Genomic DNA, 26,801 nt, shown 5'->3' with positions numbered 1-26,801 from the left:
TCCTGGGAATCCGCCAAGCCCTCCGTTACTCTGGGCAAAATCACAGCTTGGGTGGCGGGGTGGTCGCTCGAGTGAAACCGAGGGAGCCTCGATGCCGTCTCAGAACAGCCAGTCCGGCGCCCTGTCGTCTGCGCGAGAAGAGCACCGCAGATCGTTTCTGGCTCGTCTTCGTGTCTCCCGCGCGCGTCGGAAGCCTTTCGCCGTCGTCGCGCTGCTGACTCTCGTGATGGCAGGGCTCGTCGTCCCTGCGACGACGGCGAGCGCCGCCCCCGGTGATGCCGCACAGCTGTACCTCGGGCCGTCCTACGAGGGCCCGATCGTCGGATCGGACAAGGATCTGACCGCACCGACCGAGTGTCCGTCGAACTCCGTCCTCACCGGGGTGCAGACCGAGAACCGTCAGCAGACCTCTCCTGTCAGCCCCAACGCGAACTCGATCCTGGTGCGCTTCGCTCTTCAGTGCTCGACGATCACGGTGAGCAATGCCGGCGTCATCACCGGCACCGTGAACCCCACCTGGATCAACGGCCCGGTCTACGACCAGAGCCGTGGAAACCTGCAGACCGGAACCTGCCCGGCCAACACGTTCGTGCACCGCATCACGGGTACGACCTACGTCGGCGACAACGGGGCGCGCTGGCCGTCGTCCGTGCAGATCACCTGCCGACCGATGATCCTCACCGGGGCGGGGCAGCTCCGCGTCAACCTCGCCGCCACACCGACGGTCCTCACCATCGGGCAGGACTTCAACACGAACGGCGGGCTGCAGACCCCGACCCCGCGCTGCGGCCCCGGAGACACGACCGGCACCAGCGACATCGTGGTCCGCGGCTACCGCGCGCAGAGCGGTGGGGAGGGCATCGACGGCTTCAACCCCTCGTGCGCCACGGTCCCCGACGACTTCGGCGACGCACCCGCCAGCTACGGTTCCGTCTCCCACGAGCTGAACGCTGCGACCTACCTCGGCTGGTCGGCCGATGCCGAGACCGCGATGCAGTACAGCGCGAACGCCACCGGCGACAACCAGGTCGGCGGCACGGCCCCGAACCAGGTCATCAACGACGAGAACGGCGTCTCCACGTTCAGCCCCATCACGGCAGGCATCACCAGCAGTTATTCGGTCTCGGTGCTGGTCGCGAACAAGGCGCCCGGCACGACCGCCACTCTCGTCGGCTGGGTCGACTTCAACCGGAACGGCGTGTTCGACGCCAACGAAGGGGTCTCGGCACCCGTGCCGGCGGGAACCCCGGACGGCTCGTCGGTGACGCTCACCTGGCCGGGCATCATCTCCCAGACGGTCGCGGGCCCCACATTCGCCCGATTCCGGATCGCGAGCGGCACCGACCTGACGCCGGCGACCCCGACGGGTGCGGCCATCACCGGTGAAGTGGAGGACTACGCCCTCACCATCGCCGCAGCGAACCCCGGCATCTCGGTGCTCAAGACCGCGACGCCGTCGGGGCCGGAAGCGTTCACCGTCGGACAGGTCATCTACTACTCGTTCCTGGTGACCAACACGGGCGACGTGACGCTCACGGGTGTCGCCGTCACCGAGACCGCGTTCAACGGCACCGGAACGATGTCTCCCGCCGTGTGTCCGACGACCACCCTGGCTGCGGGTGCATCGACGACGTGTACCGCGAGCTACACACTCACCCAGGCCGACATCGACAGGGGCTCGCTGTCCAACACCGCGACGGCGACGGGAACCCCTCCCGGCATCCTCACCCCTCCGGTGTCTCCTCCCTCCTCCGTGACGGTGCCTGCTGCGGCCGCTCCCGCGATCACGCTCGTCAAGAGCGCGAACACCACCGAGATCACCTCCGCGGGCCAGGCGATCACCTACTCGTTCCTGGTGACGAACACGGGCAACGTCACGCTCTCCAACGTGTCGGTGGCGGAGACGGCGTTCACCGGAACCGGCACCGCTCCCGTGGTCACCTGCCCGGCGGGCGCGGCATCGCTGGCGCCGGCCGCGCAGGTCACGTGTCAGGCGACCTATACGACGACCACGGCCGACTATCGCGCCGACTCCCTCGACAACACGGCGACGGCGACCGGCACGCCGCCATCGGGCACGCCTCCGGTGTCGCCGCCGTCGACTCTCGAGATCCCGGTCGTGCCTGCTCCCGCCTTGACCGTGGCGAAGACGGCCGACCTCGAGGAGCTGACGGCTGCGGGGCAGACCATCAACTACTCGTTCCTCGTGACCAACACGGGCAACGTGACGATCACCGACGTCTCGGTGACGGAGACGGCGTTCTCCGGCACGGGCACCGCTCCCGTGGCGACGTGTCCTGCGGGCGCGGCATCTCTCGCGGCGGGAGCCAGCGTGACCTGTACCGCGTCGTATGTGGTGACGCAGGCCGATATCGATGCGGGTGGTGTGACGAACACGGCCACGACGACGGGTACGCCGCCGACGGGCACGCCTCCTGTCTCGCCGCCCTCGACGGTGGAGGTGCCTGTCGATCCCACTCCCGGGATCTCGGTGGTGAAGTCGGCGAGCCCGAACACCGCTGACGCGTACGTGGTGGGTCAGGAGATCACGTACTCGTTCGTGGTGACCAACACGGGCAACGTCACCCTCACGGATGTGACGGTGGATGAGGGGACCTTCACGGGGTCGGGGACGGCGCCTGTTCCGACGTGTCCTGCGGGGGCGGCGTCACTGGCTCCGGGTCTTCAGGTGGTGTGCACCGCGACGTATGTGCTGACCCAGGCGGATGTGGATGCCGGAAGCGTGTCGAACTCCGCCACCGCGACGGGTGTCCCGCCGACGGGTACCCCGCCGGTGTCGCCGCCGTCGACGACCGAGGTCCCGGTGGACCCGGCCCCGGCGATGACGGTGGTGAAGTCGGCCGATCTGCAGGAGCTGACGGCTGCGGGGCAGACGATCAACTACTCGTTCGTGGCGACCAACACCGGCAACGTCACTCTCACCGACGTCACGATCACGGAGACGGCGTTCTCGGGCACGGGCACGGCTCCGGTCGTGACGTGTCCCGCCGGAGCGGCCTCGCTGGTCCCGGGGGCCAACGTGACGTGCACCGCCTCCTACGTGGTGACGCAGGCCGACATGGATGCCGGGGGCGTCACGAACACGGCCACGACGACGGGTACTCCGCCGACGGGCACCCCTCCGGTGTCGCCGCCGTCGACGACGGAGGTCCCGGTGGATCCGGCTCCGGCGATGACGGTGGTGAAGTCCGCTGATCTGCAGGAGCTGACGGCTGCGGGCCAGACGATCAACTACTCGTTCCTCGTCTCCAATACCGGCAACGTGACGCTCACCGACGTGTCGGTGACGGAGACGGCGTTCTCGGGCACGGGCACGGCTCCCGTCGTGACGTGCCCTGCGGGCGCCGCATCTCTCGCCCCGGGAACGGACGTGACCTGTACCGCGTCGTATGTGGTGACCCAGGCCGATATCGATGCGGGTGGTGTGACGAACACCGCGACGACGACCGGTACTCCGCCGACGGGCACTCCTCCGGTGTCGCCGCCGTCGACGACGGAGGTCCCGGTGGATCCGGCTCCGGCGATGACGGTGGTGAAGTCCGCTGATCTGCAGCAGTTGACGGCTGCGGGGCAGACGATCAACTACTCCTTCCTGGTGACCAACACCGGCAACGTGACGTTGACGGGGGTCACCGTGACGGAGACCGCGTTCTCGGGCACGGGGACGGCTCCCGTCGTGACGTGCCCTGCGGGTGCCGCATCTCTCGCACCGGGAACGGACGTGACGTGCACCGCCTCGTATGTGGTGACGCAGTCGGACATGGATGCCGGTGGCGTGACGAACACCGCGACGACGACGGGTACGCCGCCGACGGGCACGCCTCCTGTCTCGCCGCCCTCGACCGTGGAGGTGCCGGTGGGGCCGGACCCCGGGATCTCGGTGGTGAAGTCGGCGAGCCCGAACACCGCTGACGCGTATGTGGTGGGTCAGGAGATCACGTACTCGTTCGTGGTGACCAACACGGGCAACGTCACCCTCACGGATGTGACGGTGGATGAGGGGACCTTCACGGGGTCGGGGACGGCGCCTGTTCCGACGTGTCCCGCCGGGGCGGCGTCACTGGCTCCAGGTCTCCAGGTGGTGTGCACCGCGACCTACGTGCTGACGCAGGCGGATGTGGATGCCGGGAGCGTGTCGAACTCGGCCACCGCGACGGGTGTTCCGCCGACGGGCACCCCGCCGGTTTCGCCTCCCTCGACGACCGAGGTCCCGGTGGACCCGGCGCCCGGTGTGAGCATCGTGAAGTCCGCGACGCCGGAGACCATGACGACCGTGGGGCAGACCCTCTCGTACTCCTTCGTGGTCACCAACACGGGTAACGTCACTCTCACCGACGTGACGGTCGATGAGACGGCGTTCTCCGGATCCGGGTCGCTGTCCGCCATCGAATGCCCGGCGGGCGCCGCAAGCGTGCTGCCCGGCCAGATCGTCACGTGCACGGCCGAGTACCGGACGACGCAGGCCGATGTGGACGCGGGGCTGCTGACGAACACCGCGACCGCGACGGGCACTCCTCCTTCGGGGCAGCCTCCGGTGTCGCCGCCGTCGACCGTCGAGGTGCCCTTCGACGGGGACAACTCTCTCGGACTCGAGAAGCGCGCCAACCCGGTCGACGTGAACGGCAACGGTGTGACCGATCCCGGTGACCGCATCGAGTGGACGATCATCGTGACGAACACCGGTGCGCAGACCATCGCGGACATCGTGGTGTCCGACCCCACGGCCGGAGCGGTCACCTGCCCGGCGACCAGCCTGGCCTCCGGGGAGCAGATGACCTGCACGGTTCCTCCGCACACCGTGACGGCTGCCGATGTGCGCAGCGGTCAGGTGCGCAACGTCGCGACGGCCACGGGCACCCCGCCCGGGGGAGACCCCATCGACCCGCCGACCTCGGAGACGACCACGCGGGTCTTCCCGCCGCCGCCGCCCACGCTGGCGGTGACCGGTGGGACGCTGTCGGTCGGCCTGCTGTTCGGAGGGCTGATGCTGGTCGTGGGCTCCGCGCTCCTCCGACGGCGTCGACTGAGCTGACGCGCGGTCAGTGGGCGGAGGTCGGGATTCCCGAGTCCTCCGCCCACTCCGGCCGGTGCTCAGACGAAGCGGACGGTCTGCTGCAATCGGGTGCGCACGTCGAACAGCTCGTTGCCGCCGATAGCACGCGCCTGGGGGACACCCTGGCGCAGGACCATCGCCAGCGCGCTGCGCCGCACGACGACGACTGGCACTCCGCGACTCGTGCCGAGCGGGGTGACGGCCTGGGCGAGGTCGTCGTCGGGCAGCACGATGATCGCGCCGCCGAACTTGACGCGCGCGGCTTTGGCGACGGCGCGCATCCGGCCCAGGGCCGCGGTGACCGGTGCGCGGGTGCCCACGCTCGGGCCGGTGATCTCTCCGCGACGGAAGCCGACCACTCCGCCGAAGTCCTCCGACATCACGCCGTACAGTCCTGAAGGCCCCAGCACCACGTGATCGAGCTTGTCGTCGGCATCGGTTCCGACCGCGACGTCGTGCCACACCGTGTATCCCATGCCGAGATCGGAGACCGTGCGGGCCGTGGCCTCCTCCGCGAGCGCGTCGGCGAGGAGTCGGCGCAGATCGCGCGGGGCGGAGCGCACGAGCGCGGGGTCGTACGGATCGGGGACCTCGACGCCGCGTCCCGCCCATTCGCGGATCAGTGCGAGGTAGCGCTCACGACGCCAGCCGCCGGGGTGACCGTAGGACCGGGCGCGTGGACGGGTGTCGGTGCGGGCCGCGGGCGGACGCCATCCGCTCCAGCCCGCGGTCGAGTCGGTGGTGCCTCCTGCGCCGGCGGTGGATGAACCGGCCACTCCGGTGCGGCGGTCGTAGGCGGCACGGCTCTCGACGGTGCCGACCAGTTCCCACGCGCGCTGCACCTGGATGAACACCGCCGCATCGCCGCCGGTGTCGGGGTGCGTCTGGCGCAGGCGGAGACGGTAGGCGCGGCGCAACTCGATGTCGTCGACGGCGGGGTCGACCTCGAGGATCTCGTAGGCCGAAGCCGAGAGCGGACTGTCGAACATCGCTCTCCCTCCGCGACCGCGGCATCCAGGATATCCGGCGGTTGTTGTGGGTCTGCCCGGATCCACGTCCTCAGAATCGCGCGAAAGCGGGATCAGCCCGGCACGTCGACGATGCGCTCGACGCCGACGACGGGGACGATCGAGCCGGCGGAGGCGGCGGCGATGTCATCGGTGAGCCGGGGGAGCTCTGCCTCGGGAGCCCACAGCTCGAGCGTGGCCATGGCCGCATACGTGGGATCGCCGAGTGTCGCCCCGTGATGCGCGGCCCAGTCGCGGAGCAGGTTGTCGTATCGACCGGCGTCCGCGTGCGGAACCTCGAGTGTGACCTGGCGGAGCGCGGCCCGTCGCACGAGAGACGCCCGGTCGAGCGCTTCGGACACGGCGGACGAGTACGCGCGCACCAGCCCTCCGGCACCGAGCTTCACGCCCCCGAAGTAGCGGGTCACGACCGCGACCACATCGGTGAGCTCTCGTCGCCGCAGCACCTCCAGCATCGGGATGCCCGCGGTGCCTGACGGTTCTCCGTCGTCCGATGACCGGGCCTGATCGCCGAGGAGCCCGGTGACCATGGCGGTGCAGTTGTGGTTGGCATCCCACGCCCGCTTGCGGATCCCGGCGATCACGACCTCGGCCTGCTGGACCGAGGAGACGGGCTCGATGCGGGTGACGAAGCGCGACTTGCGGACGACGCTCTCGTGATCGACCGCCGCCGCGATGGTCGCGGGATAGCTGCGGGCGGAGGTCACCCGCCTCACGATACCGATGCGCTCAACGGTCGACGAAGGCCATCTGCTGCGGGTTGTAGCGGTCGCCGCTCACCCCGAGGCGCGTCGCGAGGGTCGTGAGATCCGCCATCTCGTCGGCCGACAGGGCGACGGACGTGCTTCCGGCGTTCTCGGCGATGCGCGCGGTGCGTCGGGTGCCGGGGATCGGGACGATCCACGGCTGCCGGGCGAGCAGCCACGCCAGCGCGATCTGGCCTGGCGTGGCGTCCTTGGCCGCAGCGAGGTCGGCGACATGCGCGACGAGCGCCTGGTTCGCCGTCCGGTTCTCGGCCGTGAAGCGCGGGATCGTGGCGCGGATGTCCCCGGCGGCGAAGTCGGCCGCGGTGTCGACGGTGCCGGTCAGGAAACCTTTGCCGAGCGGGCTGAAGGGGACGAACCCGATGCCCAGTTCGGCGAGCACCGGCAGGATCTCGGCCTCGGGGTCACGGGTCCACAGCGAGTACTCGCTCTGCAGTGCGGTCACGGGGTGCACGGCGTGGGCGCGGCGGATGGTGTCCGCCGACGCCTCGGAGAGCCCGAAGTGGCGCACTTTGCCTTCCGCGATCAGCTCGCCGACGGTCCCGGCGACGTCCTCGATCGGCACCTCGGGGTCGACGCGGTGCTGGTAGAACAGGTCGATCACGTCGGTGCGCAGACTCCGCAGCGAGGCCTCGGCCACCCGCCGGATCTGCTCGGGACGGCTGTTCAGTCCCACGCTCCTCCCATCCTCGATGTCCCACCCGAACTTGGTCGCGAGCACGACGCGGTCGCGGAGGGGTTCGAGAGCCTCGCCGACGAGCTCCTCGTTCACGTACGGACCGTACACCTCGGCCGTGTCGAAGAAGTCGACACCGTGATCGAGCGCCGACCGCAGCACGGCGATCATGTCGTCGCGGCTGCCCGGGTTGGGTCCGTAGCTCTGCGACATGCCCATGCAGCCGAGTCCGACCGCCGAGACCTGCAGGCCCTGTCCGAGAGTACGCGTGTGCATGGGGTGGTCCTTTCATCGTGGTCGCAGACGGATCGGCGGCGCTGCACCCGACGTTACGCGCGGGCAGGATCGTGAGGGAGGGCCTGACGGAACCCCGCTGACCAGAACCCCGCTGACCAGAACCCCGCTGACCGGAACCCCGCTGACCGGATCCCCGCTGACCGGAACCCCGCTGACCGGATCCCCCTTTCAGGTGCGGGCGGATCCATCGAACGGTGGAGAGGAGTGTCAGCCCCCTGCCCGATCCCCGCGACGGAGGCGGCGGCTGGACTGGATGCATGCTCCGTACCCTCCGTTCCCTTCCCCTGTGGCTCACCTCGCGGCGCGGCGCGTGGATCTCCCTGCTCGTCGCGGTCGTCGCGTTCACCGCTCTGCTCGGTGCCCTGGGTCGGGCATCACTCCCCGCGGGGAACGATGTGGCTCCGCCGGACTCCGAATCCGCGCGGGCGGCTGTGCTCGCGGAGGGCTTCCCCGATGCCGACGAGCGCACGGTGCTCCTGATCGCGACCAGAGACGACGGTGCGCAGCTCGGCGATGCCGACGTCGATGCCCTCGCCGATCTCGCGGTGGACGTCCGAGCCGAGTCCGGGCGCGAGCCGCACGGACCGATCGTCAGCGACGACGGAGAGGCCGCGGCGATCCAGGCGACATTGACGCTGGAAGACGACGATGCCGCCGCTGACGCCGTGCGCGATCTGCGCGACACCGTGACGCAGCATCCGATCGACGGAGTGAGCGTGCGGGTCACCGGCGGACCCGCGTTCGGTGTGGACGTCGCCTCGGCGTTCGACGGAGCCGACTTCACGCTGTTGATGGTGACCCTCGGGATCGTCGCGCTGCTGCTCATCGTCACGTACCGCTCGCCTGTGCTGTGGATGGTCCCCCTGGTGGTGGTCGCGCTCGCCGATCAGCTGGCGAACAAGGCGACGGCGGCGATCGGCGCGGGCCTCGGACTGCAGTTCGACTCCGGCATCGTGAGTGTTCTCGTCTTCGGCGCCGGCACGAACTACGCCCTCCTGCTGATCTCGCGGTATCGCGAGGAGCTCGCGCGCGAGACCGATCACCGCCGGGCCCTCGTGGGCGCATGGCGGGCCACCGCACCGGCGATCGTCGCCTCGAACGTGACCGTGGTCCTCGCCCTGTCGACGCTGGTCCTCGCGGTGATCCCCGGCACACGCGGGCTCGGTATCGCGTCGGCCGTGGGGCTCCTGATCGCGCTCGCCGCCGTGCTGCTGGTGCTGCCGCCCGCGCTCGCCGTGTGCGGGCGGCGCCTCTTCTGGCCGTTCGCGCCGCGGGTAGGCGATGCCACCGCGACGGGTCGTGTGTGGGGTGCGGTCGCGCAGCGCGTCTCCCGGCGCCCGTGGGTGCCGCTGGTCGGGGCGCTCGCGTTGCTCGGCGTCTTCGCCGGTGGTCTCGCGGGGGCCTCCGTCGGACTCACGCAGATCGAGAAGTTCCGTGTCCCCTCCGAGTCGGCGGCGGGTCTCACAACGCTCGGCGAGCACTTCCCCGCGGGAGAGGCCCAGCCGATGATCGTGATCGGCGATGCGGCGGACAGCGATGCGCTGACCGCGGCGATCGGCGATGTGCCCGGGGTGCTCCGGGTATCGACGACCGGCGAGAGCGCCGACGGCGCGCTCGTCCGGCTGCTCGTCGTCGGGGATCCGGCGCCGGGCACGGACGAGAGCCTCGACCTGGTCGGAGTAGTGCGAGAGGCCGCGCACGCCGTGCCCGGTGACGCTGCGGTCGGTGGCCCGGTGGCGGCCGACCTCGACGCGCGCGAGGGCAACCAGCGCGACCTGCTCCTGATCGTCCCGCTCGTGCTCGCGGTCAGTCTGCTCGTGCTCATCGTGCTCCTGCGCTCCCTGGTGGCGCCCGTGTTGCTGCTCGCGGTGAACATCCTCAGCGCGGTCGCCGCGATCGGTGCGGGCACCTGGCTGAGCCGCGTCTTGTTCGGATGGGAGGCGCTGGACCTGCAGGTGCCGCTGCTCTCGTTCCTGTTCCTCGTGGCGCTGGGGATCGACTACACGATCTTCCTCGTCCATCGGACGCGCGTGGAGGCGCGGACCGTCGGCACCCGTCAGGGGATGGTGCGCGCACTCACGGCGACGGGCGGCGTCATCACCAGCGCGGGTGTCGTGCTCGCCGCGGTGTTCGCCGCGCTCGGATTGCTGCCCCTGGTCACGCTCGGGCAGATCGGGCTCATCGTCGGCATCGGAGTGCTGGTCGACACCTTCGTGGTGCGCACACTCGTGGTTCCGGCGATCTTCGCGATCGTCGGCGAGTGGATGTGGTGGCCGGGAACTGCGGGGCGGAGACGATCCCGAGCGGATCGAGGCGGAGAACGGCCCGACGGGGGAGAATACGAGCATGCCGCCGTCGCCAGTACCCGAGATGCGAGCTGAGTCGTCGCCAACGGAGTCGTCGCGGCCGGAGCGCGCGGTCGGCTTCCGCGCTCCGCGCACGTGGGCGAGCCTGGTGGGGTCGATCCGGATCGGCCAGGCCGTCATCACCGTGGTGCTGCTCGCCGTCGGAGCCTGGCGCGCGGCGGCGGACGGCGTGCCGCTGCCGTGGGTGCTCGCCCTCTCGCTCGTGTTCCTCGGCTGGTACGGAGGAGGGCTGCTGCTCAGCGAGCGCACCTCCGACCGCCGTCTGGCGACGTGGTGGCTGCTCGGACTCACACTCATCTGGCTCGGCGCGGTCGTGGTGTCGCCGGAGTTCGTCTGGCTCGCGTTCCCCCTGTGGCTGCTCGCCGGGTTCGTGATGCGCCTGCGCTGGGCGCTGCTGCTCAGCGCGGCCGTCCTCGTCGTCGTGGTGACTGCTCCGCTGCTGCACACCGGCACCACGACCTATGCGAACGTGATCGGTCCCCTCGTCGGCGGGGTCTTCGCTCTGGGGATCTCCCGCGGGTACCTGGAGCTGGTCCGCGATGGACGGGAGCGACGCCGACTGATCGCCTCGCTCGTGGCCACCCAGGAGGAGATGGCCGCGCTGCAGGACGAGCTTGCTCGCACCCAGCGCGAGTCGGGTGCGAGCGAGGAGCGCACCAGGGTGTCGCGCGACATCCACGACACCGTGGCGCAGAGCCTGTCGTCGATCGGGATGCTCACACGGTCGGCTCTGGAGGCGGACGACCCGGCGCAGCGCACCCGTGCCCTCGAACAGATCGGTGCGCTCGCCGCGGAGGGGATGGCCGATGCGCGGCGCATCGTGAACGCCCTGATGCCGGCCGAGCTCGAATCCACCGCGCTCGGCGACGCCTTGGCCCGCATGCTCGAGCGCCTCACCGAGGAGACAGGGATCGAGGCGACTCTGCACGCCGACGACGACCTGCCGTCGCTCGGCATCGACGCCGAGGTCGCCCTGTTGCGCACGGCGCAGTCGGCCCTCGCGAACGTGCGCTCCCACGCATCCGCGACCAGGGTCGTCGTCACCCTCGCTGACGCCGGCGACGCGGTGCGGCTCGACATCGTCGACGACGGGATCGGTTTCGATGCGCGGCAGTGGGACCGGCAGCGGGATGCACAGGGTGGTGTCGGCAGCGCGGGTGGCGGCTACGGACTGCGCTCGATGCGCGCGCGCCTGCGGGAGCTCGGCGGAGGGCTCGACGTGGAGAGCGCCCCGGGAGACGGCACCGCGCTCTCGGCGCACATCCCCCTCGGCGGCACCGCTCAGGGGCGACGGAACGGAGGGGAGGGATGACCGCGGTGCGCGTGCTGCTCGTCGACGACCACCCCATCGTCCGAGCCGGCGTGCGCTCGCTGTTCGACCATCGCGATGACGTCGAGGTGGTCGGGGAAGCGGCATCCGGTGAGGAGGCCGTGGCCCTTGCGCGGCACCTGCATCCGGACGTCGTCCTGTGCGACCTGCGGCTCGGCGAGGGCATGGACGGCGTGCAGACGACCGCCGCCCTCCGCGCGCAGGAACCGGCGCCCGCGGTGCTGATCCTGACGACGTTCGACCGCGATGCCGAGATCCTGGGAGCCATCGAGGCGGGCGCTGCCGGCTACCTCCTCAAGGATGTGCCGCCGGACGACATCGCGCGCGCGATCCGCCAGGCGGCGTCGGGAGCGCTCGTGCTCACCCCCGAGCTCAGCGAGCGGGTCGTGCGCGTCATGCGTGCGCCGCGGGTGCGCCTGACCGACCGGGAGCTCGAGGTGCTGCGTCTGCTCGACACGGGGGCGTCCAACCGCGAGATCGCGAAGACCCTGTTCGTCACGGAGGCCACCGTGAAGACCCACCTCGTGCACGTGTTCGAGAAGCTCGGTGCCGACAGTCGCGCACGCGCCATCGCCATCGCGCACGACACCGGTCTGCTCTGAGTCATCTGTCTGCTCTGAGCCATCTGTCTGCTCCCACGAGACCGCATCCGCATCGGAACGGGCCTGTTCTCAACCGTTCGATGGATCCCCGGAACGGTCACCCCGGCGAGTCTGGGATCAGACCGAAAGGATTCCGATGCGCCGCCTCTTCTCCGCCGCGTTCGCCTACATGCTCGTGGGCGTCGCCTCCGGACTCTTCTACCGAGAGTTCACCAAGATCAACGACTTCCCCGAGGGCGAGGCGACGCAGCTCGGCCTGGTGCACACGCACCTGCTCGTGCTCGGCTTCGTCGTCCTGCTGATCGTCCTGCTCCTCGAGAAGGCGTTCGCGCTGTCCGAGAGCCGCCTGTTCGGCTGGTTCTTCTGGCTGTACAACGCGGGCCTCGTGCTGACGTCGGCCATGATGATCTGGCACGGCAGCCTCACGGTGCTCGGACAGGAGTCGAGCGGCATGATCGCCGGCATCGCGGGCCTCGGCCACATCCTCCTCAGCGCCGGCATGATCCTGCTGTTCCTCGCCCTCCGGAAGCGCCTGTTCGCCCCGAAGCCCGCCGTCGCCTGACTCGGACGGGGAACCGTCAGTCCGCCTCCACCGAATCGTCGCGCAGGTGGGCGATGTGTGCCGCATGCCGGGCGAGGTGGTTCGGTGAGCGGCGCACGAACAGCCACGCCACGAACAGCACCACGAACCAGATCGGTGTCACGAGCAGCGCTGTCAGCGTGTCGGGCTGGGTCGTGAGCGCCCACAGGATGAACACGAAGAACGCCAGCACGACGTAGACCATGAACACGCCGCCGGGCAGCCGGAACGTCGACGCGGCGACCTTGTCCTTGCGGGTGCGCCGATACACGAGGTAGCTGCACAGGAAGATCGTCCACACGAACATGAAGCACAGTGCCGAGACGGTGGTCACCATGTCGAAGGCCGTGCCGATGTCCTTGCCCGCATACAGCAGCACCACACCGGAGAGCAGCAGGATGCACGACAGGAACAGCGCGTTCTGCGGCACGCGGCGGCGGGAGAGGCGGGCGAACATGCGCGGGGCGTCGCCGTCCTGTGCGAGTCCGAACACCATGCGCGAGGTCGAGTAGATGCCGGAGTTGGCGCTCGACATGGCCGAGGTCAGCACCACGAGGTTCACGACCGTCGCGGCGATGCCCAGACCCGCGAGGGCGAACATCGCGATGAAGGGGCTTTCGCCTGCCACGTACTCCGTCCACGGGGTGACCGCCATCAGCACGATGAGTGCTCCCACGTAGAACAGCAGCACGCGGATCGGGATGGCGTTGATCGCCTTCGGCAGGTTGCGCTTCGGGTCCTTGGTCTCGGCCGCGGCGGTTCCCACGAGCTCGATGCCGACGAATGCGAACACGGCGATCTGGAAGCCGGCCACGAAGCCCATGAACCCGTGCGGGAACATGCCGCCCTTGTCCCACAGGTTCGAGAAGCTCGCGGTGCCGGCGTCGTGCTGGAACCCGGTGAAGATCATCACGAGTCCGGTGACGATGAGTGCCACGATCGCGACGATCTTGATCAGCGCGAACCAGAACTCCATCTCGCCGAACGCGGCGACCGTGGGCAGGTTCAGGGCGAGCAGGATCACGATCACGAGGACGCCGGGGATCCACAGCGGGATTCCGGGGATGAGCGCGTCCGTGTAACCCGCGATCGCGATCACGTCGGCGACGCCGGTGACCACCCAGCAGAACCAGTAGGTCCAGCCGGTGAAGAACCCCGCCCACGGGCCGAGCAGATCGCTCGCGAAGTCGCTGAACGACTTGTACTTCAGGTTCGACAGCAGCAGCTCGCCCATCGCCCGCATGACGAAGAACAGCATGAAGCCGATGATCATGTAGACGAAGATCACCGATGGGCCCGCGACCGAGATGGTCTTGCCGCTGCCCATGAACAGCCCGGTGCCGATGGCCCCGCCGATCGCGAGCAGCTGGATGTGGCGGTTGCTCAGTGCTCGCCGCAGGTGCTGTTCCTCTCCGTCCGCGGTGGCATCGCCCTCGCGTTCGGTTCCCCCCGTGTACTGCTTGGTCACATCTTCCTCCGGTCATCGTCGACTGCGCGTGCTCGCGAGCGGGCACGCTGATGCAGGCTAATGCACGCGGATGCCGACGCCTATGTGATCGTCGGCGGTTCAGCGGCGCGGCGCGGCATCGGGCGCGCGGTACGTTCCGATGATCGCCGCGATGAGGTCAGAGTACGCGGCGTCCTGACTCTGGAAGGAGCCGTTGTTGCGGCCGTGTCTGAGCACCTCGACGCGATCGGAGACGGCCTGCACGTCGGCGATGTTGTGGCTGATGAAGACGACGCCGAGGCCGAGCTCGCGCAGCTGCTCGATGTGGGTGAGCACGTCGGCCGTCTGGGCGACGCTCAAAGATGCCGTCGGCTCGTCCAGCACCACGAGACGCGGCCGACTGATGAGGGTCCGGGCGATGGCGACGGCCTGCCGCTGCCCGCCGGAGAGCGAGTTCAGAGGCGACCGGATCGAGGGGATGTTGGCGGCGAGATCGTTCAGCGCCTGCTTCGTCGCCTGTTCCATCTCCGGCTCGCGCAGCATCCCCTTGGTGGTGCGCAGCTCGCGGCCGAGGAAGACGTTCGCAGTGACGTCGAGGTTCTCGCACACGGCCAGATCCTGGAACACGGTGGCGATGCCGAGCCGATTCGCCTCCGCGGGGGAGGAGATATCCACCTGCTGTCCGTTGATGCGGATCTCGCCGGAGGTGGGATCGAGGGCACCGGCGATGATCTTCGCGAGGGTCGACTTGCCTGCCGCGTTGTCGCCCACCAGTCCCACGACCTCGCGCGCGTTCACGGTGAAGTCGACATCCGTGAGCGCCTCGACGGCGCCGAATCGCTTGGTGACGCCGCGCAGGGTGAGCAGAGGCTCGGCTTGCGATGCGGTGAGGTTCATGAGCGGTCCTCGAGGAGCCGGGACGGGTCGGTCGACTGCAGGATGTGGATGGTGGCCCCCACCAGCACGGCATCCTTCCCGAAGGAGGAGGGGACCGGATCCCGGCGCGACACCCGGCTCTGGGGTGCGGTGTCGCGCAGCGCGCTGGTGAAGGGCAGCAGGAAGATCGGCCCGGCCTCGGTCAGCTCGCCGCCGACGGTGATCACCTCGGGCGCGAGGGACTGGTGCACGCCGGCGACGACCCGTCCGAGCGCGGTCGCGGCGTCGGCGACCACGCGTGCACAGCCGGGGTCGCCCGCGGACGCGCGCGCGATCACGTCCTTGAACGTGACCTGCCCGTAGGTGGCTCGCAGTGGCGCCGTGATGGCGTCGGCGCCGGCGACCGTCTCCAGGCAGCCGCGCTGTCCGCATGCGCAGATCGACCCGGAGGGATCGACCTGCACGTGGCCGATCTCGCCCGCCGTGCCCGATCGCCCGCGGTACAGCCGTGAGCCGAGGACCACGCCGGCGCTCGTCGTGTAGGACGCATGCACGAACAGGCTGTCGGCGACGTCTCGTGCGGTCCCGAGCGTGGCTTCGGCGAGAGCGGCGAGGTTGGCGTCCTTCTCGACGAGCACGGGGCAGCCGAGGCGCTGTTCGACGACGTGGGCGACCGGCTGACTCTCCCAGCGGCGCATCACGCCGGGGTAGGCGATGAGTCCCGACGCGGGATCCACGGGCGCGGGCACTCCGATGCAGACGCCGATCAGATCGTCGGCGTCGGCTGCGATCATTCCGAGCATGTCGATCAGCAGCAGAGTGATGCGGTCGAGCACGGTGTCCTCGGCATGGTCGGCCGGCAGCGGCATCGCGCGGTCGGCGAGCACATCCTGGCCCACGTCCGTGAGCCGCACCCTCATGCTGCGGCTGCCGATCTGCACCGCCGCGACGAGCCCCGCCCTCCGCGCGATCGTCACCAGCTGGGCGCGTCGGCCGCTCCGTGACGTCGGGCGGGTCTCCACGAGCCCCGACGACGACAGCTCTTTGACGATGGCGGAGACCGTCGCGGTCGAGAGGCTGGTCGCTTCGGCGAGCTCGACCTGGGTGAGCCCGCCGAAGCGCTTCACGGCATCGACGATCTTCGCGGTGTTGGCCTCGCGCAACCCCGATTGGGAACCGCTGGCCCATCTGCTCATAGCGGGAGCCTACCGCGCGGTGATCGTGTCGATCCGGGTCAACGGGCGGCACCTGTGCGGCGCTTGTTCCAGACGTCGAATGCCACCGCGATCAGCAGCACGAGTCCCTTCACGACCTGCTGCGTCGCCTGGTCGAGACCCATGAGCTGCATGCCGTTGCTCATCACGGCCATGATCAGACCGCCGACGATCGCGCCGCCGACACGGCCGACGCCTCCGGTGACCGCCGCGCCGCCGATGAAGCAGGCCGCGATCGCGTCGAGCTCGAACATGTTCCCTGCGCCCGGCTGCGCGCCGTTGGTCCGCGAGGAGAACACGACGCCCGCGACCGCGGCGAGCAGGCCCATGTTGACGAAGATCCAGAAGTTCACCCTGCGCACGTTGACGCCGCTGAGCAGTGCGGCGTGCAGGTTGCCGCCGATCGCGTACACGTGGCGGCCGAAGACGCTCTTCTGCGTGATGACCGAGTACGCGATGATCAGCACGGCCAGGAGGATCAGCACGAACGGCAGACCGCGGCTCGTCGACAGCTGGTAGCCGAACCACATGACGACGGCGGCGATCGCCACGATCTTCAGGATGAACCACGGCAGCGCCTCCACGGACTGCTGGTGCGAGATCTTCGACCGGCGACCGCGGACCTGCCAGACCGCGTATCCGACGACCCCGACGGCGAAGATGACGAGGGTGAACACATCGACCCCGTAGCCGCCGAGAAGTCCGTTGAAGAAGCCGTTGGCTATCGCGTAGTACGTGCCCCCGAACGGAGACAGCGACACGTTGCTGAGCACGATGAAGGTGAGCCCGCGGAACAGGAGCATGCCCGCGAGCGTCACGATGAAGGCGGGGATCCCGACGTAGGCGACCCAGAACCCCTGCCATGCCCCGACCAGCAGCCCGACGATGAGCGCGGCGATCACGCCGACCCACCAGGGCTGCTGCATGCGGATCACGAGCACGGCTGCCGTGGCGCCGGTGAGCGCGACGACCGAGCCGACGGAGAGGTCGATGTGCCCGGCGATGATCACGATCACCATGCCGATCGCGAGGATCAGGATGTACGAGTACTGCAGCACGATGTTGGTGAGGTTGCCCGCAGAGAGGAAGGCGGGGTTCAGGATCGCGAAGAACGCGACGATCGCGACGAAGGCGACGAGGATGCCGCTCTGGCGCAGATTCCGCGTGGCGAGGGTGAACAGGTTGGTGACGCCGTTCATGGTGCTGTCGTCCTTTCGACGGTCATGAGGTGCATGAGGTTCTCCTGCGTGGCGTCGGCGGCGGGGAGCTCCCCGGTGATCCGTCCGAAGGCGAGGGTGTAGATGCGATCGCAGATCCCGAGGAGCTCCGGCAGCTCGGACGAGATCACCAGCACGCCCTTCCCCTGGGCGACGAGGCGGTTGATGATGGTGTAGATCTCGTACTTCGCGCCGACGTCGATGCCGCGGGTGGGCTCGTCGAGGATCAGCACCTCGGGCTCCGTCTGGATCCACTTGCTGAGCACGACCTTCTGCTGGTTGCCGCCGGAGAGGTTCCCCACCAGCTGCAGCACCGTCGGCGACTTGATGTTCATCTCGGCGCGGTAGCGTTCGGCGATCTCGAGCTCCCGGTGCGCGTTGATCCATCCGCCGGGGCTGATCATCCGCAGCGACGCCATCGTGATGTTGTGCCGGATGTCGTCGATGAGGTTGAGGCCGAACTTCTTGCGATCCTCCGTCGCGTAGGCGATCCCGGCACGGATGGCGGCGCTGGTGGTGGAGGTGTCGACCTCCTTGCCGTGCATGAGCACGCGCCCGCGCGCACCGCGGCCGTAGGTGCGGCCGAAGACGCTCATCGCCAGCTCTGTGCGCCCGGCGCCCATGAGCCCCGCGATGCCGACGACCTCACCGGCACGGACGGAGAGGGTTGCGCCGTCGACCATGACGCGGCCGGGTTGCGTGGGGTGGTGCACGGTCCAGTCCTCGATGCGCAGCACCTCCTCTCCGATGTCCGGGGTGCGCTCGGGGAACCGGTGTGCGAGGTCGCGGCCGACCATGCCGCGGATGATCCGGTCCTGTGTGGACTCCGGATCGCGCATGTCGAGCGTCTCGATCGTTCGACCGTCCCGGATGATCGTCGTGCGGTCCGCGATCGCGGCGATCTCGTTCAGCTTGTGCGAGATGATGATCGACGTCATCCCGTCGTCGCGCAAGCGCCGGAGCAGGTCGAGCAGATGCGCCGAATCGGTGTCGTTGAGCGCGGCGGTCGGCTCGTCGAGGATCAGCAGACGCACGCTCTTCGACAGCGCCTTGGCGATCTCGACGAGTTGCTGCTTGCCGACGCCGAGCTGGCCGACGGGCGTGGTCGGGTTCTCGTCGAGGCCCACGTGCGCGAGCAGTGCGGAGGCCTCGGCGTTCGCGCGGTCCCAGTCGATCAGACCTCCCGTGCCGCGGCGCTCGTTGCCGAGGAAGATGTTCTCCGCGACGCTGAGGTGCGGGATCAGCGCCAGCTCCTGGTGGATGATCACGATCCCCATGCGTTCGGAGTCGGCGATCGACGAGAAGATCGCCTCCTCGCCTTCGTAGATGATCTCGCCTTCGTAGGTGCCGTGCGGGTATACCCCCGAGAGCACCTTCATCAGGGTGGACTTGCCCGCGCCGTTCTCGCCGCAGATCGCGAGGATCTCGCCGCGCTGCACGTCGAGGCTGACGCCCTGCAGCGCCTTCACCCCGGGGAAGCTCTTCTCGATCTCCCGCATCTGCAGAACCGGTGTCGTCATGAACCGATGTCCTTCCGTCAAGAGGGGCGTGCCGKCGTCGCCGACGGCACGCCCCGGGTCATCAGCTATTCGGCGACGCCGGAGTCGACTTCGGCCTGCGTCCAGTACCCGGAGTCGACAAGGAGCGGAGTGATGTTGTCCTTGTAGACGATGTCCGACTGGAGGAGGTAGGAGGGGACGACCTTCACGCCGTTGTCGTAGGTCTCGGTGTCGTTGGCCTCGGGCTCGTCGCCTTCCAGGATGGCCTGCGCGACGACGACCGACTGCTCGGCGAGCTTGCGTGTGTCCTTGAAGATCGACGCGAACTGCACACCCTGGTCGATCAGGGCGACGGAGCCGATCTCGGCATCCTGGCCCGTGACGATGGGCAGGCCGTCGGCGATGGCCGGGCCGAGGCCGCCGGTGCCCTGCAGGGCCGTGATGATTCCTCGGGAGAGTCCGTCGTAGGGGGACAGGACGCCGTCGAGCTTGGTGCCGCCCGCGTACGTCGAGGTCAGCAGGTCTTCCATGCGCTTCTGCGCCGTCTCCTGCTGCCAACGCAGGATCGCCGCCTGCTCGATGTCTGTCTGACCGGACGGCACGGCGAGCACACCGTCGTCGATGAACGGCTGGAGCGTGTCCATCGCGCCCTGCCAGAAGAAGTGCGCGTTGTTGTCGTCGAGGGAGCCGGCGAACAGCTCGATGTTGAACGGGCCCTTCTCGCCGGTCTCCTTGCCGTCCTCGCCGAGCACCCCGAGACCGGTGAGCAGCGATGTCGCCTGCTGCACGCCGACCTTGTAGTTGTCGAAGGTGACGTAGAAGTCGACGTGCTCGCTGTCGCGGATCAGGCGGTCGTAGGAGATGACCGGGATGTTCGCGGCCGCCGCGGCATCCAGCTGCGACGACAGCGCCGTGCCGTCGATCGCGGCGATGACGAGCAGATCGGCTCCCTTGGTGATCATCTGGTCGATCTGCTGTCCCTGGGTCGGGATGTCGTCGCCGGCGTACTGCAGGTCGACCTGGTAGCCAGCCTCCTCCAGCCCGTCCTGCACGGCATTGCCGTCGGCGATCCAGCGCTCCGAGGTCTGCGTGGGCATGGACACGCCGATCAGCAGGTCGCCCTTGTCGCCGGATCCTTCCGCGCCGGAGCCGGCCGTCGAGCCTGCGCCGCCACCGCCGCAGCCCGCGAGGGCGACGATCCCGGCCAAGCCGAGTGCGGCAAGTGCGTACTTCTTCTTCATCACGAGCTCCTTCGCTGTGCAATGGGTCGTCCGAGGTTGCCACCGGACTGGAATCCCGGCCATTCGGGACTCGCTCCGGATACTTTCCTTGAGTTCGAGTCTCGAAGTCAAGGGGTTGTGATGATTTCGTGACAACGGGTGATTACGCTGATTCGCCCATTTCTCCCTTCGAGTCTCGAAGTCAGTCTCGATCGGGAGGAGATAGATATTCCGCCGCGCCGAATCGATTCGATAAGCTTGTCGCACCCCCGATCAACCCCTCAGTTCTGCGAGCCGCCCCTTCATGGCCACCTCCCTCACCACGGGCCGCCCGTGGCGCGTCATCCTTGCCTTCTCCATCCCCCTCCTGCTCGGCAACGTGGTGCAGCAGCTGTACCAGTTCGCCGATGCCATCGTCGTCGGTCGGCACCTCGGCGTCACCTCCCTCGCGGCGGTCGGCGCGACCGGCAGCCTGCTGTTCCTGCTGCTCGGGTTCGCCTGGGGGCTGACGAGCGGTTTCGCGATCCCGATCGCCCAGGCCTTCGGAGCGAGGGACGACGCGGCCGTGCGCCGTTCGGTCGCGACCGGGGTCCTGCTGAGCGCCATCACGAGCGTGATCCTGACGATCGGAGCGCCCCTCCTCGCCGGTCCGATCCTCACACTGCTGCAGACGCCGCCCGAGTTGATGGCCGAGGCCACGATCTTCACCCAGATCAGCTTCCTCGGCGCCAGCGCGACGATGTTCTTCAACTACCTCTCGGCGATCATCCGTGCGATCGGAGACTCCAAGACCCCGCTGGTGTTCCTCACCGTGTCCTGCGCCCTGAACGTCGGGCTCGTCGTCCTGATGGTCGGGCCGCTGGAGTGGGGAGTGGGCGGAGCCGCGCTCGCGACCGTGGTCGCCCAGGCGGTCTCGGTCGCCCTGTGCCTCGAGTTCGTGCGTCGTCGGCTGCCCATGCTCCACCTGCGCCGTGCGGACTGGCGGATCACCGGCGGTGACATCGCAGAGCACCTGCGCCTCGGTCTGCCCATGGGCTTCCAGGCGTCGATCATCGCCATCGGCACGCTGACCGTTCAGGTCGCGCTGAACACGCTGGGTGCGGATGCGGTCGCGGCCTACACGACCGGATCCCGGGTCGACAGTCTCGCTGTGGCCCTGCTGTCATCGCTCGGACTCGCTGTCTCGATGTACGCCGCGCAGAACCACGGGGGTCGCCGACCTGATCGCATCCGTCGCGGTGTCGTCGAGGCGACCTGGATGGCGGTCGCTGCCGGCGTGGTCCTCGGTGGGCTGCTCATCGCCTTCGGTGCGCCGATGGTGCGTCTGTTCATCGGCGAGGGTTCGGACAGCGTCGTCGACGAGGCGCATCGGATGCTCATCATCAACGGCTGCGGGTACTGGGCGCTGGGCATGCTGTTCGTGTTGCGCGGTGCCCTGCAGGGCCTCGGCCACACGCTCGTCCCCACGGTCACCGGTGTGATCGAGCTCGTGATGCGCGTGGGAGCCGCGATCGTGCTGGGGGCGTGGATCGGGTTCGATGGTGTCGCCCTCAGCAACCCGCTCGCCTGGCTGGGCGCGATCGTCCTCCTCGTCCCCGCGTACGTCCGCGCGCACCGCGCCCTCGGTCGGCTGCCCATCGACCCGGCGGAAGCCACCGAGACCTCGGCCATCGCGATCGTCGGCCCGACCGACGGATCGATGGTCGTGGACGCTGTGGTCACCCAGCCTGTCCGCGTCGTCCGCGCGCGCCGCCTGCGCTGGCCGCGTCGTCGCTGACGAGTCCGTCGCTTTGTCCGCACCGCACGGATATCCCTCTCCAGGATGATGCGGATCGCACTTGAGACGGATGCCCTCCCCGGGAGACACTTCTAATGTCGAATGAGTGGAGTAACCACTGACGGGGGGTCGTCATGACGACATTGAGAGTGGCCAGCGATCTGGCTGCGGTGATGGTGCCGATCGGTTACGTGGGTGCGGCGCTCGCCGCCATCTTCGCGATCGTCGCGGCGGTAGCCATCGTCCGGGGAGCCGGTGGGCTCGCCGGGGGAGCGGTGGGACTGTGGATCGTGGGAGCGCTGATGAGCTTCGCGGCGTCGTTCGCGCGCGACTGGACGCCGCTGATCCTGGCGGGCGGATCGCTCGTGGCGATGCTGATCGTCGGGAGCGTCGTGCGTGCCATCGTCGATGCGGGCGGTGTCGGACGCGCCGACCACACGGTCGAGGAGGCACTGCCGACGGCGATCCCGGTCTCGAAGGCTCCCCCTGCTCCGACATCGAAGCCGGTCCTCACCAAGACCGGACCGGCGACGGCCTCGATCGCCATCGTGCGCTGAGCGCTGAGTGCTGACCGCTGAGTGCTGACCGCTGAGTGCTGAGCGCTCAGCGGTAGTCGCGGTCGCGGTGCTGTCCGCTCTCGTCGCCCGACAGCACCCGCTCCGCTTCGCGTGCCCTCAACTCCACGCGGCGGATCTTGCCCGAGATCGTCTTCGGCAGCTCGGGCACGAACTCGATGATCCGCACCCACAGATGCGATGACAGACGCTCGTGAGCGTACGCGAAGATCGCACGCGCTGCCTCGGTCTCGGTGTCCGTGGAGTCCGGGGTCAGGCAGACGTAGGCTTTCGGCACGGCCAGGCGCGTGGGATCGGGACTCGGGATCACGGCCGCCTCGACCACGAACTCATGCTCGAGCAGCACCGACTCGAGCTCGAAGGGCGAGATCTTGTAGTCCGAGGCCTTGAACACGTCGTCGGAGCGACCCACGTAGGTGAGGTAGCCCTCGTCGTCGCGCACGGCGATGTCGCCGGTGTGGTGGTAGCCGCCCGCCCGGGACTCCGCGGTCTTCTCGGGGTCGTCGTAGTACCCGGCCATGAGCCCGAGCGGTGGGTGCGCCAGGTCGAGCGCGATCTCGCCCTCTCCGTCGACGACCTCCCCTGTGACGGGGTCCAGCAGCACGACCGGGTACCCGGGCAGGGGTCGACCCATGGACCCGACCGTGACGCTCTGCCCGGGGGAGTTCCCGATGCAGGCGGTCATCTCGGTCTGTCCGAAACCGTCGCGGATGGTTCCGCCCCAGGCTTCCCGCACCCTGTCGATGACCTCGGGGTTCAGGGGTTCTCCCGCGCCCACGAGCTCGCGTGGCGGGTGCGTCAGGCGGGCGAGGTCGGCCTGGATCAGCATGCGCCACACCGTCGGCGGCGCGCAGAAGGTCGACACGTGATGGGTGTCCATCACCTGCATGAGGGTGTTCGCGTCGAAGCGGGCGTAGTTGTAGACGAAGACGGTCGCCTCAGCGAGGAACGGCGAGTAGAAGCTCGACCAGGCGTGCTTGGCCCAGCCCGGCGACGAGATGTTCAGGTGCACGTCGTCGGGGCGCACTCCGAGCCACCACATGGTCGACAGGTGTCCGATCGGATAGGAGGCGTGCGTGTGCTGCACGAGCTTGGGCCGGTTGGTGGTGCCGGAGGTGAAGTAGAGCAGCGCCGTGTCGGATGACGGAGTGGGGCCGTCGGGCTCGAAGTTCGTGGGCGCCGCAGCGGAGTCGTCGTAGGACGCCCATCCCGAAGGCAGGTCAGCACCCACGCCGATGCGCAGGATGCCGGGATCGATGCCGGCGAGGCGGTCGGCGAGCGTTCCGAGTGTGACGACGGCACGTGCGCGCCCGTGATCGACGCGGTAGGCGAGATCTGCCGCGGACAGGAGCGTGGATGTCGGGATCGAGACGGCTCCGACCTTCGTGATCGCCAGCATCACCTCCCACAGCTCGATCGTGTTGTTCAGCATGACGATCACGTGGTCGCCGCGGCGGATGCCGATGCGGGTGAGCCAGGCGGCCACCTGGTCGGAGCGCGTCGAGAGCTCCCCGTAGGTCCAGGAGTGCAGGCTCAGATCGGGCTCCACGATCTGCACGGCCGGTCGGTCGGGTGTCTCACCGGCGATGACGTCGAACCACTCGAGCGCGAAGTTGAACTCGTCGACCTCGGGCCAGGCGAATCCCTCTCGCGCGGCGGCGTAGTCGGTCGCGTTCGTGAAGAGGAAGTCCCGCATCTCCCGGATGGTGTGCGTGGCGGCGGTGGCGCTGCGGCTCATGGTGCTCCCTTGCTCCTTGCTGGCGTGCACTCCATCCTGGCCCATGGGTCGGTGCCAGGAGAACGGCCGGTGCCAGGAGAACGGTCAGGGGGAGAGGACTCCCGGTCCGTCGCGGAGCTCGAAGACGAGCTGGGTCTCGGTGCCGCGGACGACCGGGTGGATCGTGATGTGCTCGAGCACGATGTCGCGCAGTGCCGTCGCGTCCTGCACGGCGACGTGCACCAGGAAGTCGTCGACACCCGCGACGTGGAACACCTGCAGGACACGAGGGATGCCGGCGAGCGCGTCGAAGAGCGCTGTGACCTTGGCTCCGGTGTGGTTGGCGAGGCGCACCTTGATGATCGCCTGCAGCGGGAAGCCGAGTGCCGCCCCGTCGACGCGGATGCGGGTGTCGCGGATGACACCGCGCTCGCGCAGTGCCCGTACCCGATGCGCGCACGTGGATTCGGCGAGACCGAGTCGATGCGCGAGCGCCTTGTTGGTGGTCGCGGCGTCGCGGGTCAGGACCGCGAGCAGCTCGAGGTCGATCTCGTCGAGTTGTGCTTTCGCCAACGTGAGGCCTCCTCGCCTGCGGGACTTTGCACAGAATAGCGTTTCCACTCCTCGATCCGGCGTCTTCTGTCGATTCCCTGCGCTTCCACCGCGATTCCGTCAACGTGGAGTCATGACTGCACCGCTGCATCCCGATACCGTCGCCGTCCACAGCGGGCGTTCCGATCTGGAGGGTCTCGGGGTGCATGCGCTGCCGATCGACCTGTCGACGACCAATCCGCTGCCCGACATCGAGCGCGGTGGCGACTCGTACGAGGCCATGGCGACGGGCGGTCGTCCCCCGGCCGACGGCAGCATGGTCTACGCGCGGCTGTGGAACCCGACGGTGGCTCGGTTCGAAGAGGCGCTCGCCGAGCTCGAGCACGCCGACGCCTCCGTGGCCTTCGCCTCTGGCATGGCCACGATGACGGCGGTGATCCTCGCTCACACCGGTGCCACCGGCGCGCGGCACGTCGTCGCGGTGCGTCCGCTCTACGGCGGCACCGACCATCTGCTCGGCTCCGGGCTGCTCGGTGTCGAGACCACCTACTGCCACCCCGACGAAGTGGCGGCGGCCATGCGGCCCGACACCGGCCTCGTCGTGGTGGAGACGCCGGCGAATCCCACCCTCGACATCGCCGACATCGCCGACGTGGTGCGGCAGGCAGGCGCGGTCCCGGTCGTGGTCGACAACACGTTCGCGACCCCCGTGCTGCAGAACCCCATCGATCTGGGGGCCGCGATGTCGTTGCACAGCGCCACGAAGTACCTCGGCGGCCACGGCGATGTGATCGCCGGCGTGGTCGCCTGCAGCGAGGAGACCGCGGAGGCGCTTCGTCGTGTGCGGGCCGTGACCGGCGGGCTGCTGCATCCGCTCGGGGCCTATCTGCTGCACCGCGGTCTCACCACGCTGCCGGTGCGGGTGCGGCACCAGCAGGAGAGCGCGCGTCGGATCGTGCAGTGGCTGAGCGATCGGCCCGAGGTGGCGGAGGTGTTCTATCCGGGACTCGACGGCGACCCGCGCGGCATCCTCGAGCGGCAGATGCGCGGCACCGGCGCGATGATCGCGATGCGCATGCGCGGCGGGTTCGCCGCGGCCTCCGCTGTCACGACGGCGACCGCATTGTTCACGCACGCGGTCTCGCTCGGCGGTGTGGACTCGCTGATCCAGCATCCGGCGGCGCTCACCCACCGGCCGGTGCCGCCGGAGGCCCGTCCGGCAGCCGACGTGCTGCGGCTGTCGATCGGTCTGGAGGACGTCGACGATCTGATCGCCGATCTCGCCCAGGCCTTCGCGGCAGCACCGGCCTTCGCTGCCGAAGCGCCGCTCTCCGACCGGGTCACCTCCTCGCGCGACGCCCACCGGGGGGCAGTGCGCGCCTGAGGGGGTGACTCAGCGCCCGCGAGCCCGTCGGCGCGGCGCCGCATCGGCCCGACTCACGGTGAGGGGAGGCGGATCGTCCCGGTCGCGAGGTGCTCCGTCGGCATCCGGTCGCGGTCGTAGGTGATCTCGTCGTAGCCGTGCGGGGTCGGCACTCCGTCGTCGTCGAGGCTCACGAACACGATCTTGTCGATCGTGAGGATGCGCCTGCGTGTGATCATGTTCCTCGCCATCGCGCGCATGGTCAGCGACGTGGTGCCGAAATGAGTCGCCTGCAGGCCGATCTCGATCAGGTCGCCCTGCACGGCCGAGGCCTCGAAGTTGATCTCCGAGATGTGCTTGGTGACGGCGCGATAGTTGCCCAGCTGCACGATCGCGTAGATCGCGGCCTCCTCGTCGATCCACTTCAGCAGACTCCCGCCGAACAGGGAGCCGTTCGCGTTCAGGTCCTCGGGGCGCACCCACTTGCGGGTGCGGAAGTTGAGCCCGTCCTCCGACCACTGCCACGCCGGTGCCTTCTTCTTCGCCATGCGCACGAGGCTAGGCGGCGCGTGAGTCGGAGATGTTACGGCCGGTTTTCACGGAGGACACGGCCGTCGGCCAGGTCCC

General features: G+C 69.0%; 20 protein-coding genes. 8 read left to right on the top strand and 12 right to left on the bottom strand.

Going from position 1 to position 26,801, the window contains the following annotated elements; all coding sequences use genetic code 11:
* The first annotated feature begins 91 nt into the window (after positions 1 to 91).
* Positions 92 to 5,053: a DUF7507 domain-containing protein gene (locus AB4070_RS11595; RefSeq protein WP_441980225.1), complete on the top strand. Its 4,962-nt coding sequence runs from the start codon at positions 92 to 94 to the stop codon at positions 5,051 to 5,053.
* 59 nt (positions 5,054 to 5,112) lie between these two features.
* Here the strand turns inward: AB4070_RS11595 and AB4070_RS11590 are convergent, their stop codons facing one another.
* The 3 genes from AB4070_RS11590 to AB4070_RS11580 all read right to left on the bottom strand — a co-directional run bounded on the left by AB4070_RS11590 (position 5,113) and on the right by AB4070_RS11580 (position 7,818).
* Positions 5,113 to 6,063, bottom strand: a complete 951-nt coding sequence (locus tag AB4070_RS11590; RefSeq protein ID WP_441980224.1) for a DnaJ domain-containing protein — start codon at positions 6,061 to 6,063, stop codon at positions 5,113 to 5,115.
* A 92-nt stretch (positions 6,064 to 6,155) separates the two neighbouring features.
* The gene (locus AB4070_RS11585) at positions 6,156 to 6,809 is read right to left on the bottom strand and encodes an IMPACT family protein (protein WP_441980223.1); all 654 of its coding nucleotides are present in this window, start codon (positions 6,807 to 6,809) and stop codon (positions 6,156 to 6,158) included.
* Positions 6,810 to 6,831: 22 nt separating this feature from the next.
* The gene (locus tag AB4070_RS11580) at positions 6,832 to 7,818 is read right to left on the bottom strand and encodes an aldo/keto reductase (RefSeq protein ID WP_441980222.1); all 987 of its coding nucleotides are present in this window, start codon (positions 7,816 to 7,818) and stop codon (positions 6,832 to 6,834) included.
* 278 nt (positions 7,819 to 8,096) lie between these two features.
* Here AB4070_RS11580 and AB4070_RS11575 point away from each other — a divergent pair, with 278 nt between their 5' ends.
* From AB4070_RS11575 to AB4070_RS11560, 4 genes are all read left to right on the top strand, one after another.
* On the top strand, positions 8,097 to 10,220 hold the full coding sequence (locus tag AB4070_RS11575; protein ID WP_441980221.1) for an MMPL family transporter: 2,124 nt from the start codon (positions 8,097 to 8,099) through the stop codon (positions 10,218 to 10,220).
* Entirely contained in the window at positions 10,186 to 11,517 is a 1,332-nt protein-coding gene (locus AB4070_RS11570) for a sensor histidine kinase (RefSeq protein ID WP_441980220.1), read from the top strand. The genes AB4070_RS11575 and AB4070_RS11570 overlap by 35 nt, the downstream gene beginning before the upstream one ends.
* The gene (locus AB4070_RS11565) at positions 11,514 to 12,137 is read left to right on the top strand and encodes a response regulator (protein WP_441980219.1); all 624 of its coding nucleotides are present in this window, start codon (positions 11,514 to 11,516) and stop codon (positions 12,135 to 12,137) included. The genes AB4070_RS11570 and AB4070_RS11565 overlap by 4 nt, the downstream gene beginning before the upstream one ends.
* A gap of 136 nt (positions 12,138 to 12,273) precedes the next feature.
* Positions 12,274 to 12,699: a DUF2871 domain-containing protein gene (locus AB4070_RS11560; protein WP_441980218.1), complete on the top strand. Its 426-nt coding sequence runs from the start codon at positions 12,274 to 12,276 to the stop codon at positions 12,697 to 12,699.
* A gap of 16 nt (positions 12,700 to 12,715) precedes the next feature.
* On the opposite strand, the gene cycA is transcribed toward AB4070_RS11560, so the two are convergent.
* The 6 genes from cycA to chvE form a co-directional block, all read right to left on the bottom strand.
* Positions 12,716 to 14,185, bottom strand: coding sequence for a D-serine/D-alanine/glycine transporter (gene cycA / locus AB4070_RS11555; RefSeq protein ID WP_441980217.1), 1,470 nt, complete (start codon positions 14,183 to 14,185; stop codon positions 12,716 to 12,718).
* Between the two features lie 99 nt (positions 14,186 to 14,284).
* Positions 14,285 to 15,061, bottom strand: a complete 777-nt coding sequence (locus AB4070_RS11550; protein ID WP_441980216.1) for an ATP-binding cassette domain-containing protein — start codon at positions 15,059 to 15,061, stop codon at positions 14,285 to 14,287.
* Positions 15,058 to 16,236 (bottom strand): ROK family transcriptional regulator, encoded by a 1,179-nt coding sequence (locus AB4070_RS11545; protein ID WP_441980215.1) that lies wholly within the window; start codon positions 16,234 to 16,236, stop codon positions 15,058 to 15,060. Before AB4070_RS11545 ends, AB4070_RS11550 begins: the two co-directional genes overlap by 4 nt.
* A 38-nt stretch (positions 16,237 to 16,274) precedes the next feature.
* Complete coding sequence (gene mmsB / locus AB4070_RS11540) at positions 16,275 to 17,453, bottom strand: multiple monosaccharide ABC transporter permease (RefSeq protein ID WP_441980214.1); 1,179 nt, start codon at positions 17,451 to 17,453, stop codon at positions 16,275 to 16,277.
* On the bottom strand, positions 17,450 to 18,991 hold the full coding sequence (gene mmsA / locus AB4070_RS11535) for a multiple monosaccharide ABC transporter ATP-binding protein (protein ID WP_441980213.1): 1,542 nt from the start codon (positions 18,989 to 18,991) through the stop codon (positions 17,450 to 17,452). The genes mmsB and mmsA overlap by 4 nt, the downstream gene beginning before the upstream one ends.
* A gap of 65 nt (positions 18,992 to 19,056) precedes the next feature.
* Complete coding sequence (gene chvE, locus AB4070_RS11530) at positions 19,057 to 20,211, bottom strand: multiple monosaccharide ABC transporter substrate-binding protein (RefSeq protein WP_441980212.1); 1,155 nt, start codon at positions 20,209 to 20,211, stop codon at positions 19,057 to 19,059.
* A gap of 283 nt (positions 20,212 to 20,494) precedes the next feature.
* Here chvE and AB4070_RS11525 point away from each other — a divergent pair, with 283 nt between their 5' ends.
* Together AB4070_RS11525 and AB4070_RS11520 are read left to right on the top strand one after the other, a co-directional pair.
* Positions 20,495 to 21,967, top strand: a complete 1,473-nt coding sequence (locus AB4070_RS11525; protein ID WP_441980211.1) for an MATE family efflux transporter — start codon at positions 20,495 to 20,497, stop codon at positions 21,965 to 21,967.
* 134 nt (positions 21,968 to 22,101) lie between these two features.
* Positions 22,102 to 22,524 (top strand): hypothetical protein, encoded by a 423-nt coding sequence (locus tag AB4070_RS11520; RefSeq protein WP_441980210.1) that lies wholly within the window; start codon positions 22,102 to 22,104, stop codon positions 22,522 to 22,524.
* 46 nt (positions 22,525 to 22,570) lie between these two features.
* Here the strand turns inward: AB4070_RS11520 and AB4070_RS11515 are convergent, their stop codons facing one another.
* Both AB4070_RS11515 and AB4070_RS11510 read right to left on the bottom strand, forming a co-directional pair.
* Positions 22,571 to 24,280, bottom strand: a complete 1,710-nt coding sequence (locus tag AB4070_RS11515) for an AMP-binding protein (RefSeq protein ID WP_441980209.1) — start codon at positions 24,278 to 24,280, stop codon at positions 22,571 to 22,573.
* A gap of 84 nt (positions 24,281 to 24,364) precedes the next feature.
* Positions 24,365 to 24,832 (bottom strand): Lrp/AsnC family transcriptional regulator, encoded by a 468-nt coding sequence (locus tag AB4070_RS11510; protein ID WP_441980208.1) that lies wholly within the window; start codon positions 24,830 to 24,832, stop codon positions 24,365 to 24,367.
* A 112-nt stretch (positions 24,833 to 24,944) separates the two neighbouring features.
* Here AB4070_RS11510 and AB4070_RS11505 point away from each other — a divergent pair, with 112 nt between their 5' ends.
* Positions 24,945 to 26,195, top strand: coding sequence for a trans-sulfuration enzyme family protein (locus AB4070_RS11505; RefSeq protein WP_441980207.1), 1,251 nt, complete (start codon positions 24,945 to 24,947; stop codon positions 26,193 to 26,195).
* Between the two features lie 53 nt (positions 26,196 to 26,248).
* On the opposite strand, the gene AB4070_RS11500 is transcribed toward AB4070_RS11505, so the two are convergent.
* Positions 26,249 to 26,722, bottom strand: coding sequence for an acyl-CoA thioesterase (locus AB4070_RS11500; RefSeq protein ID WP_441980206.1), 474 nt, complete (start codon positions 26,720 to 26,722; stop codon positions 26,249 to 26,251).
* Between the last annotated feature and the right edge of the window lie 79 nt (positions 26,723 to 26,801).

The organism is Microbacterium sp. 2RAF4 (assembly GCF_052115285.1).
GTDB classification, from domain to species: Bacteria; Actinomycetota; Actinomycetes; order Actinomycetales; family Microbacteriaceae; genus Microbacterium; species Microbacterium oxydans.
This window is presented reverse-complemented; position numbering and strand designations above follow the sequence as displayed.